Origin of the sequence: Rhizobium sp. RU20A, assembly GCF_900155885.1 — a bacterium.
Classification (GTDB): domain Bacteria; phylum Pseudomonadota; class Alphaproteobacteria; order Rhizobiales; family Rhizobiaceae; genus RU20A.
The window spans coordinates 438200-454291 of the sequence record NZ_FTMB01000001.1 but is presented as its reverse complement, the minus strand read 5'-3'; the positions used below and the strand labels follow the sequence as shown (position 1 = coordinate 454291).

The window sequence follows — 16092 nt, the reverse complement described above, 5'->3', positions numbered from 1 at the left end:
GATGAACCTCGCAGTCAACACCTCCAACATGTCGATGGCACCCTTGAGCCGCGATCTTATGGATCGCGCGCTTGAGCCCCACCTACTGATCGGCATGCCGCATCTCACACCGCATGGCCTGTCGGAGACCTGGCTGATGAAGGAGTTGGGGCATCGACACTGGCTCATGCTGGCACGCGATCTTGGCATGAACAATGCGGATTTCCGCACCATCGACGGTGAAGAGGCCTATGCGGCCATCTGCGCAACATCGTTGTCCGAAGCTCGCTTCGACATCGTGAAGGCGAACTCCATCTTGACCATTCGTTCTGAGCTGTCGACTGTCTCGCGCAGCCAGACCTCGACGACCCACGACCTTTATGTCGCCAACCGGAAGATCGGACGGGTAGAATTGATCTCCGCCTTCGTTCATCGCGCAATCAAAGGTCGCAATCAGTCTCTCGCGCGAACAGCTCTACAAGTACCGCAGGCAGGGCCCTATAAGCTCAATCAATTGGCAAAGACGGCAGCAGACATTCGCAACTCTCGGATTTCAGGTCACTGGGGCATCCCTGTTACGATCACGGAACCCTTGCGGTCATTCCGCTTCGATCCCGCAGTGTCCCAAGAATTCAACGGCGCCGGCCTCTTCTATTTTGCAGAATTTCAGGCTCTCGCTGACCGCGCCCTGGATGCTTGGTTCCCCCACCGAGAGGCGCTGAAAAGGCGGGATATCTTTTTTCTCGGCAACATTGAAAGGAGCGAAAGCCTCGTCTTTGACTTGGTCGCAGCATCCGACAACGGCGACAACCTTCATGGCCAGATCAGGCGGCGGTCTGGCGACCCCATCGCGAAGATATTCATGTCCTACAGAGATCCGCCATAACCCCGAACAGACTTTGCTGCGACGTCTTAGCACTACTCTGGCAGAAGAGACTCTGTGGCTCGAATTTGCGCTTTGCAGTGGGGACATCGGGTTGTCATCATTTGTCTGGCGAGGGCGCTGATGACGGCTCGACGGATGCCTGGCAGGGTGGGCTCAGGTTACCCCTTGCGTCCTTGTCGCTTCTTTTTTCCCGCTTTGCAGTCTGCAATCTCTGGCGCTGGAGGAAAGCATAAGCGATGATCGTCATCAGAGCGTGCCGATGTAGCCCTTGCCATGATCGGCCTTCGAAGTGGTCGAGACCAAGCTCCTCTTTCATCTGCTGATGCGCCTGCTCGCAAACCCATCTCGCCTTGATGGCGGCCGCCAGTACTTTCAACGTCGCAACGACCGGCAGGTTGGACACGTAGTATTTGCGCTCGTCGTTTGATCGCCATTCGCCAACCAGCCAGGCTTCTTCGCCCGGCATGTGCTGTTGTCCCTTGTCGAGAATGCGCTGCGGCGTGCCGTCGGCGATCCGGATGCGCAATGCGGCAAACCGTGCCGTGAGGCGGCCTTTCGTGCCACGGCGCCAACTGACCTTCTTCAAGCTTGCAGACGCCAACATCGTTTCGGCGGAAACCGAAAGGGTGTCGGGGATCAGATGCTTACGCGGGCGACCATGTCCAGAGACGGGAAAGATCAATTCGACATCATGAGGATTGGCCTGCTGCCGGATTTTCGGACACCGACTTAGGCTAATCCCACCTTGTTTTCAAATTCCATAGGGCTGAGGTAGCCCAGTGTCGAATGGCAACGCTTTGGATTGTAGAAGCGCTCGATGTAATCGAACACGTCCGCCTTTGCATCGTCCTTGGTCCTATAGACCTTGCGAGTTGTCCTTTCCGTTTTGAGTGATGAGAAGAAGCTTTCCATCGCGGCATTGTCCCAGACATTGCCGGATCGGCTCATCGAGCATGTGATGCCGTGGTCGGCCATGAGACGCTGGAACTGCTCGCTTGTGTATTGGCTACCCTGGTCAGAATGGTGGAGGAGCGCATCCGGCTTGCCTCTGCGCCAGATGGCCATGATCAACGCATCTGTAACGAGCTGGGCTGTCATGGTGGTGTTCATCGACCAACCAACAACACGTCGCGAGAACAGATCGATGACGACGGCCACATAGAGCCAGCCCTCAGCCGTCCATAGATAGGTAAAATCGGCCACCCACTTCTGGTTCGGTCTTGCTGCCGCGAACTGTCGGTCTAGCACATTCGGCATGATGACCGGGCGCTCACCGTCGTCTTTCGGCAAGCCACGCCGTCTCGGCCTTGCTCTCAATGCATTGTCGCGCATGAGACGCTCGACGCGATGCAGACCACAGGAGAGGCCTTCGGCGAGGAGGTCGTGCCAGACACGCCGTGCGCCGTAGGTGCGGTCGCTATCCTTGAAGCTGTCCTTGATCTTGTCGAGCAGAGCCTCGTCATACCGAGCATGCTGGCTCGGAGAGCGGTTTAACCACGCATGAAAGCCGGAACGCGATACACCCAGCGCTTCGCAGAGCCATGCCACCGGCCAGATCGAACGGTGCTTTGCAATGAACGCGAACTTCATATCACGTCCTTCGCAAAGTAGGCGGTGGCCTTTTTTAAGATGTCACGCTCCGCCTTCAGCTTGGCCACTTCTTTCCGAAGCCTCTCGATCTCAAGCTGCTCAGGCTTCATCTGTCCCTGACCAGGAAACGCCTGTGCTGGGTCCGAACCATATTCCCTGACCCACTTGCGCAGGACATTCTCATGAACATCCAGATCGCGGGATGCCTGCGCAACGCCGACCCCACGCTCTCAAACCAATCTCACCGCCTCAAGCTTGTACTCGCGGCTGAACTTCCTTCGTTGCATTCATGCACTCCAGTTTCATTGGAAGCACCTTAACTCGGTGTCCAAGAAACCGGCAGCAGGCCAGTTCCATCGTTCTCACTGTGACAACCGTGGAGATACCTGCCTGAGAGCGGCCTTAAACTGCACAGATTTGGCTTAGGCCGCCTGCACAGTTAAGCGCCATCGACAATGCTCGAATTGGCCGCCAACGGATGGCAACGTTTGATCTGGTTAGGCGCGGAACATGGCGCGGCAGAGGCTGTCAGGAACCACCTGAAATTGGCTGGACTTCGACTATAGAAGTGACGGCCAGGTGGTAGCCTATCGGCGTGTCGGTATTCGTGGGGACGCCCTTTTGGATGATTGACGACACGAGCATCGCTAGACGTAGCCTCGCTTGAGGCCGCGCATTCGAGAATGGACAAAGCGTTAATTGGCGACCCCTGCAGGACTCGAACCTGCGACCTGCTGCTTAGAAGGCAGCTGCTCTATCCAGTTGAGCTAAGGGGCCTGCCGGCCTGCGGACAGTTGCGGGAGGCGCAGCGTCCGGGGCGAAGGCGGCTTCAGTGCGTCCAGGGCTGGAGGCGGTTGAAGCGGAAGTTGTCGGTGTAGGAGACGGCCTTGCGGGTGGCTTCCTTCGGCGCGATGACGCGGTAGTCGATCCCGTTCTTTTCGGCGTAGGCGATGGCCTGCTCGGCGGTCTCGAAGGTCAGCTTGACCTGCTGGCGCGTGTCGCGCGAGCTCGTATAGCCCATGATCGGGTCGATGGTGCGCGGCTTTTCCTGGTCGAATTCCAGCACCCACAGATGCGTCTTGGCCTTGCCCGACTGCATGGCGGTCTTGGCCGGGCGATAGATCTTGGCGGACATGTCTCACCTGCTCCGAAATGATCCTTGGACGGGCGCGCCGTGACGCGCCCCGCTTTCGCCTTCCTTTAGCGCAGAAAGAATGAAAACGGAATGACCTGCCTGCCCTGCCCGCGCAGTTTCACCGTAAATGGCAGCGGCGCGCGGACAAAGAAGGATGGTCAGGCCGTCCAGGCATCGATGTCGTCGCGCTGGCCGATGAGGGCAAGGCCGTGGGCGATGGACAGAAGCTCGCCGCCGCTTTCGATTCGCGAGCGCTCGAAGCGGTTCTCGAAAAGGCGCCTGACGGCTGGGACGAAGGAGGTGCCGCCGGTGAGGAACACCTTGTCGATGGCGCCGGCCGGCGTCTCGGTCTTCATCAGGACATCGTCGAGCGCCCCTTCGATGCGGGCAAGTTCCGGCGCGATCCAGCTTTCGAAATCGGCGCGGCGCACGCGCGCGCGGCCGGCAGGGCCGAGCGGGGCGAAGTCGAAGGTGGCCTCCTCCTCAGACGAGAGCGCCATCTTCAGCGAGGAGACGGCCTGATAGAGCGGGAAGCCTTCGTCGTGGTCGACGAGGTCGATGAAGAGTTCGAGCTTTTCCGGCTCGTCGGCGGCGCGCACGAGTCCCTTCAGTTCCTGGAATTCGCGGGTCGTCTTGAAGATCGAGAGCTGATTCCAGCGGCCGAAATTGGCGTAGTAGCCGCTCGGGATCTCGAGCCTCTTGTCGAAACTGCGGAAGGTGCCGCCCTTGCCGATGGCGGGCGAGACGATGTTGTCGATGATACGGAAATCGAAATGATCGCCGGCAATGCCGACACCGGCGTGGCCGATAGGCGTTGCCTTGAGGCGCCCCGCCTCGGTCTCGAACCGGATCAGCGAATAGTCCGTCGTGCCGCCGCCGAAATCGGCGACCAGCACGGTCGCATCCTGCTTCAGCTTGCGGGCGAAAAAGAAGGCGGCCGCCACGGGTTCATAGACATAATGGATCTCGGGAAAGCCGAATCGCGACAGGGCCTCGTTGTAGCGGCTGAGCGCCAGAGCCTCATCGGGTGTCGCGCCGGCAAAGGCAACGGGACGGCCAACCACGAGGCGGCCGGGCTCCTCCGGCCATTCCGGACCCGCATAGGTCTTGAGGCGCTCGACAAACGTCGCCATCAGGTCTTCGAAGCTCGCCCGATGCGCGAAGATCTGCGTGGCCTGGAAGAGCGGGCTTGCCGCGAAGGTCTTGATCGACTGGAGAAAGCGGCAGTCGCCGGGATTGTCGATGAACTGGCGGATCGCCGCCTGCCCGGCTTCCACCGAAAGGCCGAGATTGCCCTTGCGGAGATAGGAAAGCGCGGTGCGCAGCGTATCGGAGCGGCCGGCGGCGCTCTCGAACACCATGGAGCGCGTCTCGTCGCCGCTCGCTTCCGCGATCAGCGAATTCGTCGTGCCAAAATCAAACCCCAAGGCTCGCCGCATGGCGCCCTCCTGACTGTCATCGATGGACGGGAAGACGGGCACAACGGGAAAAGGTGCGCCCAAAAGAGCGCGCCTGATGCCATGCGCGGCGCGTCATGGCAAGAGAAGCTTTTGTGAAGGTCTTGAAGGGAGTGGTCGGAGTGGAGAGATTCGAACTCCCGACCCTCTGGTCCCAAACCAGATGCGCTACCAGACTGCGCTACACTCCGATGAGAGGCGGCATACACAAGTCGTCAGCGGGTCGCAACTTAAAATGCGTCATCCACCGATATCAGGCAGGGACGGAAAGAGGGATTGGCGACGGCGGCGGCGCCGCGCGCCCGAAAAAAATGCGGGCCGGCGGTCTTCGGGGACCGGCCGGCCCGTCCGCTCAAATGTCGGATCAGGGGACACCACCAGCCGCGCTGCATCGGCCTCGTGGTGATTGGCAAGGACAGATTGCGCGCATTGCAGCGCGATGATTTGACAAAAGCCGCAGGAGAATTGACATTTCCCGCATGACCCAGCGCCCCCGCCCCCGGCCTCCCATCGAGGTTTCTGTCGTCGTCCTGCCGGAATCCTCGATCATGTCGCTGGCCTCGGTGCTCGATCCCATGCGCGCCGCCAATCGCGTCACGGCACGCACCGTGTTTCGCTGGCGGTTGCTGTCGCCCGATGGCAAGCCGGTCACGTTGACCTGCGGGCTTCAGATCGCCGTGGACGGGGCCTTTGTAGAGCCGTTCTTCGGCGAAGTGCTGATCGTGATCGCCGGCTTCCACATCGAGCGCCATGCGGGTCGGCGCTTTATTCGCAGGCTCCAGGCCGCCGCACGGCTGGGCGGCGTCGTCGCCGGGGTCGAATCGGGCTGTTTCCTGCTGGCAGGCTCCGGGCTGATCGACGGGCGGCGGGCGACGGCCCACTGGGAGGAACTGGAGGATTTCGCCTCACGCTTTCCGACGCTCAGCGTCATGGCCGATCGATTCGTGATTGACGGGCGGTTCTGGACGTCCGGCGGCGCGTCGCCAACGCTCGACATGATGCTGCATCTCATTCGCGACCGCGTGGGCTCGGCAACGGCGCTCGATGTGGCCAGCCTCTTCGTCTATGACGAGACCCATGCCGCCGACGATGCCCAGCCCCTCGTCTCGCTCGGTCGCATGGCGGCGGCCGACCCGGAACTGGCACGCGCCATCCGCCTGATGGAACGCACGATCGAACACCCGCTGGCCGTCAGCGCCGTGGCGCGCCGGATCGGTGTCTCCGACCGCAAGCTCGACACGCTCTTTGCGCGCGGCATGGAGACCAGCCCCGGCGCCTATTATCTGAGGCTCCGGCTGCAGGCGGCGCAGCGGCTGGTGCGCGATACGCGCGCGCCACTCAGGGAAATCGCCCTTCGCACCGGCTTCGACAGCCTTTCCGCCTTCAGCCGCGCCTTCAAGCGCAGTTTCGGCGAAAGCCCGCTCGCCTGGCGCCGCGCCGGACACGCCCCTGCATCCGAACCGGAAGCGGGGCATGCCTGAGCAGGCCGCCGGACATTCGGGCGAGTGCAAGATTTTATAAGCAGAGTGGAATCAATGTCTTGTGGTGAGCGCGCAGGGATTCGAACCCTGGACCTACTGATTAAAAGTCAGTTGCTCTACCGACTGAGCTACGCGCTCCCGAAGGCGTCATCAAACGCCTTGAAAGTGCGCGGAGATATGCACAGGCTTTCCCGGCCGGTCAACCGAAAAATCGGCAGGGCGCGGATTTGTGCTTTTCACGGCGTCTGCCAGGCTAGCGAAGCGGAATACGCTCGTTTTCGACGCGGTCACCGCGGCGAATGTTGAGATCGCCGGTGATGCCGGCGTTGAGTTCGAGCACGAAGGCAGCCGGCGCGCCGCTGTCGATGATCGATTCGGAAAAGGGTTCGGCATCCTTGTGAATGGAAAGAATTTCTCCGGAGGGATCGATAAAGATCATGTCGAGCGGCAGAATCGTGTTGCGCATCCACATGGTGATGCGGCGCGGCGTGCCGAAATCGAAGAGCATGCCCTCGTCGGCGGCCATGGTCTCGCGAAACATCAACCCGTGCTGACGCTGCGCATCGGTCACGGCGAGTTCGACGTCGAAGGTGTGCCGCTTGCCATCGGCGGTGACGATGCTCAGCGGCGCGCGCTCGAAGCGCACCGTGGCCCCATCAGCAGCATGGCCGGGTGCCAAAAACAGGAAGAGCGCCGAGATGGCGCTCAGGACGGCTAGGAGGACGGGGCGCAGCATCGGCATGCGATCAATGGGAGCGCGTGACGGGCGCCGGGCCGTCGGGGTGGATTTCGGCGGCCATCAGGCCCTTGTCGCCATCACCGAAGCGGACCAGCACCACCTGGCCGGGCCGCAGTTCGGTCAGGCCGAAACGGCGCAGCGTTTCCATATGCACGAAAATGTCCTCGGTCCCCTCGCCGCGCGTCAGGAAGCCGAAGCCCTTGGTGCGGTTGAACCACTTGACGATGGCGCGCTCGAGGCCGCTGGAGGGTGTTACCTGCACATGGGTGCGCACCGGCGGAAGCTGCGAGGGATGAACGGCCGTCGACTGGTCCATGGAGAGGATGCGAAAAGCCTGGTAGCCGCGGTCGCGACGCTGGATCAGGGCAACGACGCGGGCGCCCTCGAGCACCGTCTGGTAACCGTCGCGCCGCAGGCACGTGACATGCAGCAGCACGTCCTGCATGCCATTGTCCGGGATGATGAAGCCAAAGCCCTTGGCCACATCGAACCACTTGATCACACCGGTGATCTCGACAAGATCGAGTGCATCGGCGCCGAAGTCTTCGCTGCCGCTGACGTCCTTCGAAGAAAACCTGTCCGCCATACCTGCCAGCCCCTCGCCTACGCGACACATTTCAACACGGTTAACTGATTCTTGAAGATCAGATTAACATTGTCTGAATGCCGAAACGCAAGCCCTCCACGTGAACTTTTGACCCTCGAAGGGGTACTTCGCACAGCTTGCGCCGGGCTGTCCTATCTCCTTCAAGCCCTTGCGCGGCGGGACTTTGCGACGCAATGTCGACCCGGATCACGGCAGGCGCGGTGCCATCAGGCGCAAAAATATCCGTCGCGGTCATGCCGTACCACTCCCGCTCGCCGAAAGGCCGCTCTACCTTTCGGCCGGTGCCGCGCGACCCGCGCGCGGCCAAGCCTCTTGGCTCAAAGGAGATTTCGATGCGCTATCTGCACACCATGGTCCGGGTGAAGGACCTCGATGCGTCCCTCAACTTCTATTCCACTCTCTTCGGCCTGAAGGAGACCCGTCGCTACGAAAACGAGCGCGGTCGCTTTACGCTTGTGTTTCTGGCCGCCGACGAGGATGTGCCGTCCGCCCATGCGGGACAATCGCCCTGCCTGGAGCTCACCTATAACTGGGACCCGGAAGACTATACCGGCGGGCGCAACTTCGGCCACCTCGCCTATGAAGTGGACGACATCTACCGCTTCTGCCAGCACCTGATGGACAATGGCGTGACGATCAACCGTCCGCCGCGCGACGGTCACATGGCGTTCGTGCGCTCGCCGGACGGCATTTCCATCGAAATCCTGCAGAAGGGCGAAAGCCTTCCCGCGCAGGAGCCCTGGGCGTCCATGGCCAATACGGGCAGCTGGTAGGCGGAAGCCTTCCCCCCCTTGGCATTGCCCGGACACGTCGCCCGACGCCAGCCCCGGGCAATGCCCGCCGCTTACGTCTGCCGGCAGAACGACGGACGCCGCGATTCTTCCGCCCCTTTCTGAGGGGCGGCGCGGCGCGGTGGTTCGTGAGCCTTGCCGCTGTCTGTTCAGCGGGAATTAACCATGTCATTCTTAAGGACACGGTGATCGACGGGGAAGCGGACGGCGTCCGCAAGACCCCAGGGACATGATTGTCCCGCCGGCGCGGTTCTGCGGCCCGATCAGGGCAGCGGGCTTCGCCTGTCAAGGAGGACAGTAGACGTGTCATCGACGGAAAGAGCGACCCCAGGTCAATCGCTCGCAGCATCCGCAGCCATTGCCGGCTTTGCCATTGCCGGCCTCTTCTTCATCACGGGATGTTCGACAACACAGGGCGACCTGCTCGCCAGCACCGCAACGACGCCGGCGCCCGCTGAGCAGAGTGCCCCTGCGGCGCAGGCCGCCGCGACAGGCGACCCGGCGCAGCAGCCTGCCACCCATACACCCGGTTACCGCGATCCGGCCGTTGCCGCACTTGGCGGCGCGCCCGCCGGCGCTAACCCGGCGACACAGCAGATGGCCAGCGAGGTGCCTTTGCAGGCCGCTGCAGCGGCGGGCCAGCCGCTCGCCATGCAGTCTACCGGCGTCAATGCCATGGCCAATCCCATCTATTCCACCACGGCGCGCAGCGGCGCGCTGGTTTCGACGGATGGCGGCCCGCAGACGCAGGTCGCACCCGTCTCCAACAGTCTGTTCCGCGCGCAGGTGACCGGCAGTGTGCCGGCCGATGCCGGGCCGCAAGCTCTGCCCCAGCAAGGCGCGAGCGCCGTGCTTCCGCCGGCGACGGCAGCGGCAACCGCCGAGGTTGCGGCCGCCGATCCGAGCATGTTGCCACCTGCGACCAGCGGAAGCGACGAGACCGGCGGCACGCCTGGCACCACGCCGGATGCGCTGGCGCTTGCGGCCCTTGCCGCCGCCAAGCGCAAGCAGCGGGGCGAAGCGGCGGAAGTGGCGGCGCTCGGCTTTGCGCCCCATCAAGGTGGTGGCGCGACGCAGCCGGCGGCCGGCAAACACAACCGCATGCTCTACGACGATTATGATGACGGCGCTGCCGAAGAGCCGGCCGTAACGGAAGTCGCCATGCTGCCAGGCCTCGCGCGCCTTGCGCCGAACGGCCTCTGGCTGCAGACGGGGACGGTGGACACAGGGTGCTTCAAGCCGGATCTGCTGAACGTCCTGCGCTCGATCGAGGCCCATTACGGCAAGAAGCTCGTCGTGACCTCCGGCTTCCGGGATCCGCGTCGTCCGGTCGGCGCGCGCCATTCGCTGCATGCGACCTGCGATGCGGCCGACATCCAAATTCCCGGCGTGAACAAGTGGGAATTGGCCTCCTACCTGCGCAGCATGCCGGGCCGGGGCGGCGTCGGCACCTATTGCCATACGGAATCGGTGCATATCGACATTGGCGAGCAGCGGGATTGGAACTGGCGCTGTCGGCGGCGCAAGTCGTAAGGCGTCTTGACCGCCACTATCGGCGGCCCTGCCTGTGCCGAAGCGCTGCGCAGCACGCTGCAGACTGACAAGAGCATCGAAAGATATCCCATATTTTTCAGTTCGTTAACGGATTTTTCCACAGGCATCCCACGGCTGTCATTTTTTTGAGAAAAATCGTTGTTTCGTGCTTGCGGTCTGAAAAGAGCCTGACTATAAGACGCCCACAAGCGAAGCGCAGGCGCCCTTCGTCTATCGGTTAGGACACCAGATTTTCATTCTGGGAAGAGGGGTTCGACTCCCCTAGGGCGTGCCACTTCTCTCTTTTGTTTTCCCATATTTTCTGCCTGCGATCCGTCACCTTGTCGTGAAGAAGCCCGTCTAGGCATTTGGCTTTGCTCGATAAAAAACCTTCGGCGCCGGTCATTTTTCGCTTGCGCCGCGGGCCGGTCGCCACTATATGTCCGCTCACCACCGGACGCGCCCTTCGTCTATCGGTTAGGACACCAGATTTTCATTCTGGGAAGAGGGGTTCGACTCCCCTAGGGCGTGCCACGGTGTTCTATTCCAGACATTCCAGCATTGATGAGCCGGGCAGCAACAACTGCCTACCGGCGTTTTCTGATGTTCGATCTGAAGAACACGGCACGCCTGCTCGCACCATCCGGACGCGATCGAGAGGCTCTTATCGTACCTTGGCGGCGTCGATGATGCGCAATTGCACGCGGCGGCTGCCCTGCCAGAGGTCGGCCGAGAGCGAACCGGCGACATGGATGCTGTGGCCACGCTGGGCGAAGAGGAAGGGACCCAGGTCCGTGCCCATGGCCCGGAAGGCGATCGCGTCGAGGCGGGCGCCATCGAGGCCTGCCAGCGTCACCTTGACATGCTCGGCGCCCACCTGCCTGACATCGATGACCTGATGGGCCGGCAGGGCGAAGACGGGCTGCGGATGGGCCGAGCCGTAGGGACCCGCCTTTTCCAGCTGATCGACAAGCTCGACCGTTGCTGCGCGTGCGCCAAGCGCGCCATCGATCTTCAGCGTCTTGACGGCGACCAGTTGCGGCACTGTCTGGGCAGCGCGCTCGTCGAAGAAGGTCCTGACACGGCCGAGCTGACCGCGCTCCACGGTGAGGCCGGCCGCCATGGCGTGACCGCCGCCCTTGACGAGCAGCCCCTCCCCGACGGCGGCGCGGACCATCCTGCCCATGTCGAATCCAGCGATGGAACGGCCGGACCCGGTGCCCCGGCCATTGGCGTCAAAGGCAATGGCGAAGGCCGGGCGGTTGAACTTGTCCTTGAGGCGCGAGGCCAGCAGCCCGACGATACCGGGATGCCAGCCTTCACGGGCCGTGATGATGACGGAAGCGCCCTCGCCCGTACCGTATTCGGCGATCGCCTCCGCTTCGGCTTCGGCCAGCATTTGCGCCTCCATCGCCTGTCGCTCGCGGTTCAGTTCATCGAGCTTGCGGGCGATGGTCTCGGCCTCGGTCGGATCCTCCAGCGTCAGCAGACGGGCACCCAGCGCCGCATCGCCGATTCGCCCGCCGGCATTGATGCGCGGGCCGATCAGGAAGCCGAAATGATAGGGCGTGACGGGCCCGCCAAGGCCGGCGACGCGGAAGAGCGCCGCAAGACCGGGGTTTTGCTGGTGGCGCGCGGCGATCAGCCCCTTCACGACATAGGCGCGGTTCAGGCCCTTGAGCGGCACCACGTCGCAGATCGTGGCAAGCGCCACGAGATCGAGCAGCGCGAGCGGATCGAAATCGCCGGCGCGCCGGTCGCCGCGTTCGCGCAGGCAGCGCAGCGTGTTGATGATGACGAGATAGGTGACGCCGGCAGCGCACAGATGCCCCTGCCCCGACAGGTCGTCTTCCCGGTTCGGATTGACCAGTGCATGGCAGGGCGGCAGCGTCGCACCCACCTGGTGGTGGTCGATGACAATGACGTCGATGCCGGCCTCCGCCGCCACCGCAAGCGATTCGTGGCTGGTTGAGCCGCAGTCGACGGTGACGATGAGGCGCGCGCCGCGCTCGATCAGCTGGCCGATCGCTGCGGGGTTCGGCCCGTAGCCTTCGAAGATGCGATCGGGAATGTAGATTTCGGCCTCAATGCCGAAATGCGTGAGGAAGCGTGACAGAAGCGCGGAGGATGCCGCGCCGTCGACGTCGTAATCGCCGAAGATCGCCACCTTTTCGCGCCGGACGATCGCCTCGGCAAGCCGCATCGACAGGCGCCGGCAGTCGGTCAGCGTGTCGGGATCCGGCATCAGGCTGCGCAGCGTCGGGTCGAGGAAGGCAAGAGCATCGTCAAGAGCGACGCCGCGACCGGCGAGCACACGCGAGATCAGTTCCGGCATGCCGTTGATCTGGGCGATCGCCAGCGCCCGGTTCTCGCCAGCCTGATCAAGCCGCGCCATCCAGCGATTGCCACGGGCGGAGTGTTCGACACCGAGAAAGGGACGCTGGATCGGGTCGGCCGGCTCTTCCATCTCGCCTCTTTCCCTTAAGCGCCCCGACACGGGCATGGCGGCTCTACGGGCGGCCTCAGGCCGCCTTGGGACGCTCGATACGGATCACCTGCGGTTCGCCGACCAGATAGCCTTCGGCCTTAATCTTCTCGACGGCCGCGCGGACGGCATTTTCACTCGTGGCGTGGGTGACGAGGATGATCGTCTGCGGTTCGGCGCCCTCGGTGTGTTGCTTGGAGCGCTGCACGATCGATTCGAGCGAAATCTTCTGCTCGGCCATGCGGGTCGCGATGCTGGCGAAGACGCCGGCACGATCCACCACCGTCAGACGAATGAAATAGCCGCCTTCGTGATTCTGGATCTGGGCGCGGTGATACGGGATCAGCGCCTCGACCGGGCGGCCAAAGGCCGGCACGTTCTGGGCGCCTGGGCGGCTCTTGGCGATGTCGGCGATATCGCCGAGGACGGCGGAGGCCGTCGCATTGCCACCGGCACCGGGGCCGACCATCAAAAGTTCGCCAAGAATGTCGCTTTCGATGGCGACGGCATTGGTGACGCCATCGACCTGCGCGATCACGCTGTCGACCGGCACCATCGTCGGATGGACGCGCTGCTCGATGCCGCTATCGGTCTTCTGGGCGACGCCGAGGAGCTTGATGCGGTAGCCGAGATCGGACGCGGCGCGGATGTCCTCGATAGAGATGTTGGTGATGCCCTCGAGATAGATGTCATCGGCGGCGATCGCCGTGCCGAAGGCAAGGCTCGTCAGGATCGAGAGCTTGTGGGCGGTGTCGTTGCCCTCGATGTCGAAGGCCGGATCGGCTTCGGCATAGCCGAGGCGCTGGGCTTCCTTGAGGCACGCCTCGAAGGTCAGGCCTTCGCGCTCCATGCGCGTCAGGATGTAATTGCAGGTGCCGTTCATGATGCCGTAGACGCGGGAAATCGTGTTGCCGGTCATGGATTCGCGCAGCGCCTTGATGACCGGAATGCCGCCGGCGACAGCCGCTTCGTAGTTCAGCAGCGCGCCGGTCTTTTCGGCGATGGTCGCGAGTTCCACGCCATGGGAGGCCAGCAGCGCCTTGTTGGCCGTGACGACATGGATGCCACGCGCAAGGGCCGCCTTGACGGCGCTGTAGGCGGGGTCGCCGGCACCGCCCATCAATTCGACGAAGACATCGATCTCGGCATTGGTGGCCAGCGACAGTGCATCGGCGTGCCATTCGACAGCGGAAAGATCCACGCCGCGATCGCGGTCGCGGTCGCGGGCGGTGACGCCGACGACCGTGATCGGCCGGCCGCAGCTTGTCGTCAGCATCTCGGCCTTCTCGGTGAGAATGCGCGCCAGCGAGGCACCCACGGTGCCGAGGCCTGCGATGCCGATGCGAAGAGCTTGCGTCATAGTCGGTTCGTCCTGTTTTTACTCGGGTCTGTCAGGGTCATTCTAACCCTGACAGACCCTCGATTCCTTCGTGCCGTTTGTCTCTTCGGGATAACCGGAAACCACTTATCCCTGACAAACTCTAAAGCTCCGCCCGAAGGCGGAGCGTCAGTCTCAGTCTGGTAAGGGATAGCCGGCGTGCGATCAACGGTGGGCGTTGAGCGAAATCACGTTGTGCATCGTCTCGTCGGCCGAGGAGAGGAACTTCTTGATGTTGCGGGCGGCCTGGCGAATGCGGTGCTCGTTTTCGACGAGTGCGAGGCGCACGTAATCATCCCCCATCTCGCCGAAGCCGATACCGGGCGCGACGGCGACATCCGCCTTCTCGACGAGCAGCTTGGAGAACTCAAGCGAGCCGAGATGGCGGAACTTTTCCGGGATCTTCGCCCAGGCGAACATGGTCGCCTCCGGCGGTGGCACTTCGAAGCCGGCCTTGCCGAAGCTGTCCACCATCACGTCGCGGCGACGCTTGTAGACGCTGCGCACTTCCGCAATGTCCGAGCCGTCGCCGTTCAGCGCGTGGGTGGCGGCCACCTGGATCGGCGTGAAAGCGCCGTAGTCGAGGTAGGACTTGACGCGCGTCAGGGCCGCGATGAGCCGCTCGTTGCCGACCGCAAAGCCCATGCGCCAGCCGGGCATGGAGAAGGTCTTGGACATGGAGGTGAACTCGACCGTGACGTCGATGGCACCCGGCACCTGCAGCACGGACGGCGGCGGATCGTCGTTGAAGTAGATTTCCGAATAGGCAAGGTCGGAGAGCACGATGATGTCGTGCTTCTTCGCGAAAGCGATGACGTCCTTGTAGAAATCGAGCGTCGCGACTTTCGCCGTCGGGTTGGAGGGGTAGTTGAGGATCAGCGCCAGCGGCTTGGGGATCGAGTGCTTCACGGCGCGTTCCAGCGGCGGGAAGAAGGTCTCGTCCGGCTCAACCGTGATGGAGCGGATGACACCGCCCGCCATCAGAAAGCCGAAGGCGTGGATCGGATAGGTCGGGTTCGGGCAGAGGATCACGTCGCCGGGCGCGGTGATCGCCTGCGCCATATTGGCGAAGCCTTCCTTGGAGCCGAGGGTGGCGACCACCTGCGTATCCGGATTGAGCTTCACGCCGAACCGGCGGGCATAATAGGCGGCCTGGGCGCGGCGAAGACCGGGAATGCCCTTGGAGGACGAATAGCGGTGGGTGCGCGGGTCCTTGACCACTTCGCACAGCTTGTCGACGATGGCCTGCGGGGTCGGAAGATCAGGGTTGCCCATGCCGAGATCGATGATGTCGGCGCCCGCCGCTCGCGCGCTCGCCTTCAAACGGTTGACCTGTTCGAAAACGTAGGGCGGCAAACGCCGGACTTTGTGAAACTCTTCCATCTTCTGACCTCGGTTTGCGCGAGATCCGGCAAGGGCCATCGGGCGCGTCGCCGGCGCGCGGGTTCAACGGGCTTCTCGGCCCCTCTCAAGGATGCCCGCAGGCTAGGCGCGCGGCGCATCCAATTGCCACAAAACCACATTCTGCGGCCAAATTGCGGACATGTCTCGAATCCGAAACCGCCCGCCCTTCAACTCCATGGCTTTGCGTCCAATTGCTGCCGAAGGCAAGGACTATTTGTTCATTTCCTGAAGCACTTCGGTGCCGTGATTCGCGCCCAGAGCGCGCATCTCGGCCACCCGCCGGCGATATTCGGCTTCCGAGATGGCGCCCGATGCCCGCCGCGCGGCAAGGCCTGACAGGGATTGCTGCTGGCTGGCGGCTTCGTCATTGGTCATTTGCGTCGTTGCGGCATAGAGCGGCCGATAGACGGAGGGGAAGCCTTCCGCATCGAGCGCGGGATCAGCCGCAGGCGGCGTCTTGCTGCAGGCGGCAAGGGTGAGCGCGGATGCCAGCAGGGCGGCAGAAAGGCCCTGGCGGGCGAAGGCTAAGGTCATGATCCCGGGTCCGTCTGATACGAATGAGGCGCTGGCACTTGTAGTCGTTTTCAGGCAGGATGTAAAAACAAGAAAACAAACAAGATGCTGGGA

General features: G+C 62.9%; 13 protein-coding genes, 5 tRNA genes and 2 pseudogenes. 6 read left to right on the top strand and 14 right to left on the bottom strand.

The annotated features are described in order from the left end of the window. The first annotated feature begins 1 nt into the window (after position 1). Complete coding sequence (locus F3H41_RS02240) at positions 2 to 865, top strand: Pnap_2097 family protein (protein ID WP_244616046.1); 864 nt, start codon at positions 2 to 4, stop codon at positions 863 to 865. Positions 866 to 1043: 178 nt separating this feature from the next. On the opposite strand, the pseudogene F3H41_RS02230 reads toward F3H41_RS02240, so the two are convergent. The 6 genes and pseudogenes from F3H41_RS02230 to F3H41_RS02205 all read right to left on the bottom strand — a co-directional run. After that, positions 1044 to 1577, bottom strand: a pseudogene (locus F3H41_RS02230) (transposase); the annotation flags it as partial. 17 nt (positions 1578 to 1594) lie between these two features. After that, a pseudogene (locus tag F3H41_RS02225) lies at positions 1595 to 2742 on the bottom strand (IS3 family transposase). Positions 2743 to 3155: 413 nt separating this feature from the next. Next, positions 3156 to 3232, bottom strand: a tRNA-Arg gene (locus tag F3H41_RS02220). 52 nt (positions 3233 to 3284) lie between these two features. Continuing rightward, positions 3285 to 3590: an ETC complex I subunit gene (locus F3H41_RS02215; RefSeq protein ID WP_149736942.1), complete on the bottom strand. Its 306-nt coding sequence runs from the start codon at positions 3588 to 3590 to the stop codon at positions 3285 to 3287. 158 nt (positions 3591 to 3748) lie between these two features. Further along, positions 3749 to 5029, bottom strand: coding sequence for an Hsp70 family protein (locus F3H41_RS02210; RefSeq protein WP_149736941.1), 1281 nt, complete (start codon positions 5027 to 5029; stop codon positions 3749 to 3751). Between the two features lie 132 nt (positions 5030 to 5161). Beyond that, positions 5162 to 5238: transfer RNA gene (locus F3H41_RS02205), tRNA-Pro, on the bottom strand. Positions 5239 to 5526: 288 nt separating this feature from the next. Here F3H41_RS02205 and F3H41_RS02200 point away from each other — a divergent pair. Further along, positions 5527 to 6528 (top strand): GlxA family transcriptional regulator, encoded by a 1002-nt coding sequence (locus F3H41_RS02200; protein ID WP_149736940.1) that lies wholly within the window; start codon positions 5527 to 5529, stop codon positions 6526 to 6528. Positions 6529 to 6590: 62 nt separating this feature from the next. Here F3H41_RS02200 and F3H41_RS02195 read toward each other — a convergent pair. From F3H41_RS02195 to F3H41_RS02180, 4 genes are all read right to left on the bottom strand, one after another. Next, positions 6591 to 6666: transfer RNA gene (locus tag F3H41_RS02195), tRNA-Lys, on the bottom strand. Positions 6667 to 6781: 115 nt separating this feature from the next. Further along, positions 6782 to 7264, bottom strand: coding sequence for a DUF192 domain-containing protein (locus F3H41_RS02190; RefSeq protein WP_188129315.1), 483 nt, complete (start codon positions 7262 to 7264; stop codon positions 6782 to 6784). Positions 7265 to 7274: 10 nt separating this feature from the next. After that, positions 7275 to 7853, bottom strand: coding sequence for a cold-shock protein (locus F3H41_RS02185; protein WP_149736938.1), 579 nt, complete (start codon positions 7851 to 7853; stop codon positions 7275 to 7277). Between the two features lie 58 nt (positions 7854 to 7911). Further along, a complete protein-coding gene (locus tag F3H41_RS02180; protein WP_149736937.1) occupies positions 7912 to 8109 on the bottom strand; it encodes a hypothetical protein in 198 nt (65 codons plus the stop codon). Positions 8110 to 8206: 97 nt separating this feature from the next. On the opposite strand from F3H41_RS02180, the gene F3H41_RS02175 reads away from it, so the two are divergent. The 4 genes from F3H41_RS02175 to F3H41_RS02160 all read left to right on the top strand — a co-directional run bounded on the left by F3H41_RS02175 (position 8207) and on the right by F3H41_RS02160 (position 10732). After that, positions 8207 to 8647 carry a VOC family protein gene (locus F3H41_RS02175; RefSeq protein ID WP_149736936.1) on the top strand — a complete coding sequence of 147 codons (441 nt, stop codon included), beginning with the start codon at positions 8207 to 8209 and terminating at the stop codon, positions 8645 to 8647. 321 nt (positions 8648 to 8968) lie between these two features. Next, positions 8969 to 10198: a D-Ala-D-Ala carboxypeptidase family metallohydrolase gene (locus tag F3H41_RS02170; protein WP_149736935.1), complete on the top strand. Its 1230-nt coding sequence runs from the start codon at positions 8969 to 8971 to the stop codon at positions 10196 to 10198. Between the two features lie 220 nt (positions 10199 to 10418). Continuing rightward, positions 10419 to 10493: transfer RNA gene (locus F3H41_RS02165), tRNA-Glu, on the top strand. A 164-nt stretch (positions 10494 to 10657) separates the two neighbouring features. Next, positions 10658 to 10732 (top strand) — tRNA-Glu (locus F3H41_RS02160). Between the two features lie 130 nt (positions 10733 to 10862). Here F3H41_RS02160 and recJ read toward each other — a convergent pair. From recJ to F3H41_RS02140, 4 genes are all read right to left on the bottom strand, one after another. Continuing rightward, on the bottom strand, positions 10863 to 12665 hold the full coding sequence (gene recJ, locus F3H41_RS02155) for a single-stranded-DNA-specific exonuclease RecJ (protein ID WP_149736934.1): 1803 nt from the start codon (positions 12663 to 12665) through the stop codon (positions 10863 to 10865). A gap of 55 nt (positions 12666 to 12720) precedes the next feature. Continuing rightward, positions 12721 to 14043: a homoserine dehydrogenase gene (locus F3H41_RS02150; protein WP_149736933.1), complete on the bottom strand. Its 1323-nt coding sequence runs from the start codon at positions 14041 to 14043 to the stop codon at positions 12721 to 12723. A gap of 183 nt (positions 14044 to 14226) precedes the next feature. Continuing rightward, positions 14227 to 15444 (bottom strand): LL-diaminopimelate aminotransferase, encoded by a 1218-nt coding sequence (locus F3H41_RS02145; RefSeq protein WP_149736932.1) that lies wholly within the window; start codon positions 15442 to 15444, stop codon positions 14227 to 14229. A 231-nt stretch (positions 15445 to 15675) separates the two neighbouring features. Next, complete coding sequence (locus F3H41_RS02140) at positions 15676 to 15999, bottom strand: SHOCT domain-containing protein (protein ID WP_149736931.1); 324 nt, start codon at positions 15997 to 15999, stop codon at positions 15676 to 15678. Between the last annotated feature and the right edge of the window lie 93 nt (positions 16000 to 16092).

Excerpts from the sequence above, each read along its gene's own strand:
- F3H41_RS02240 (WP_244616046.1), top strand. The coding sequence starts at position 2 with ATGAACCTCGCAGTCAACACCTCCAACATGTCGATGGCACCCTTGAGC.
- F3H41_RS02215 (WP_149736942.1), bottom strand. The coding sequence starts at position 3,590 with ATGTCCGCCAAGATCTATCGCCCGGCCAAGACCGCCATGCAGTCGGGC.
- F3H41_RS02210 (WP_149736941.1), bottom strand. The coding sequence starts at position 5,029 with ATGCGGCGAGCCTTGGGGTTTGATTTTGGCACGACGAATTCGCTGATC.
- F3H41_RS02200 (WP_149736940.1), top strand. The coding sequence starts at position 5,527 with ATGACCCAGCGCCCCCGCCCCCGGCCTCCCATCGAGGTTTCTGTCGTC.
- F3H41_RS02190 (WP_188129315.1), bottom strand. The coding sequence starts at position 7,264 with ATGCTGCGCCCCGTCCTCCTAGCCGTCCTGAGCGCCATCTCGGCGCTC.
- F3H41_RS02185 (WP_149736938.1), bottom strand. The coding sequence starts at position 7,853 with ATGGCGGACAGGTTTTCTTCGAAGGACGTCAGCGGCAGCGAAGACTTC.
- F3H41_RS02180 (WP_149736937.1), bottom strand. The coding sequence starts at position 8,109 with ATGACCGCGACGGATATTTTTGCGCCTGATGGCACCGCGCCTGCCGTG.
- F3H41_RS02175 (WP_149736936.1), top strand. The coding sequence starts at position 8,207 with ATGCGCTATCTGCACACCATGGTCCGGGTGAAGGACCTCGATGCGTCC.
- recJ (WP_149736934.1), bottom strand. The coding sequence starts at position 12,665 with ATGGAAGAGCCGGCCGACCCGATCCAGCGTCCCTTTCTCGGTGTCGAA.
- F3H41_RS02150 (WP_149736933.1), bottom strand. The coding sequence starts at position 14,043 with ATGACGCAAGCTCTTCGCATCGGCATCGCAGGCCTCGGCACCGTGGGT.
- F3H41_RS02145 (WP_149736932.1), bottom strand. The coding sequence starts at position 15,444 with ATGGAAGAGTTTCACAAAGTCCGGCGTTTGCCGCCCTACGTTTTCGAA.
- F3H41_RS02140 (WP_149736931.1), bottom strand. The coding sequence starts at position 15,999 with ATGACCTTAGCCTTCGCCCGCCAGGGCCTTTCTGCCGCCCTGCTGGCA.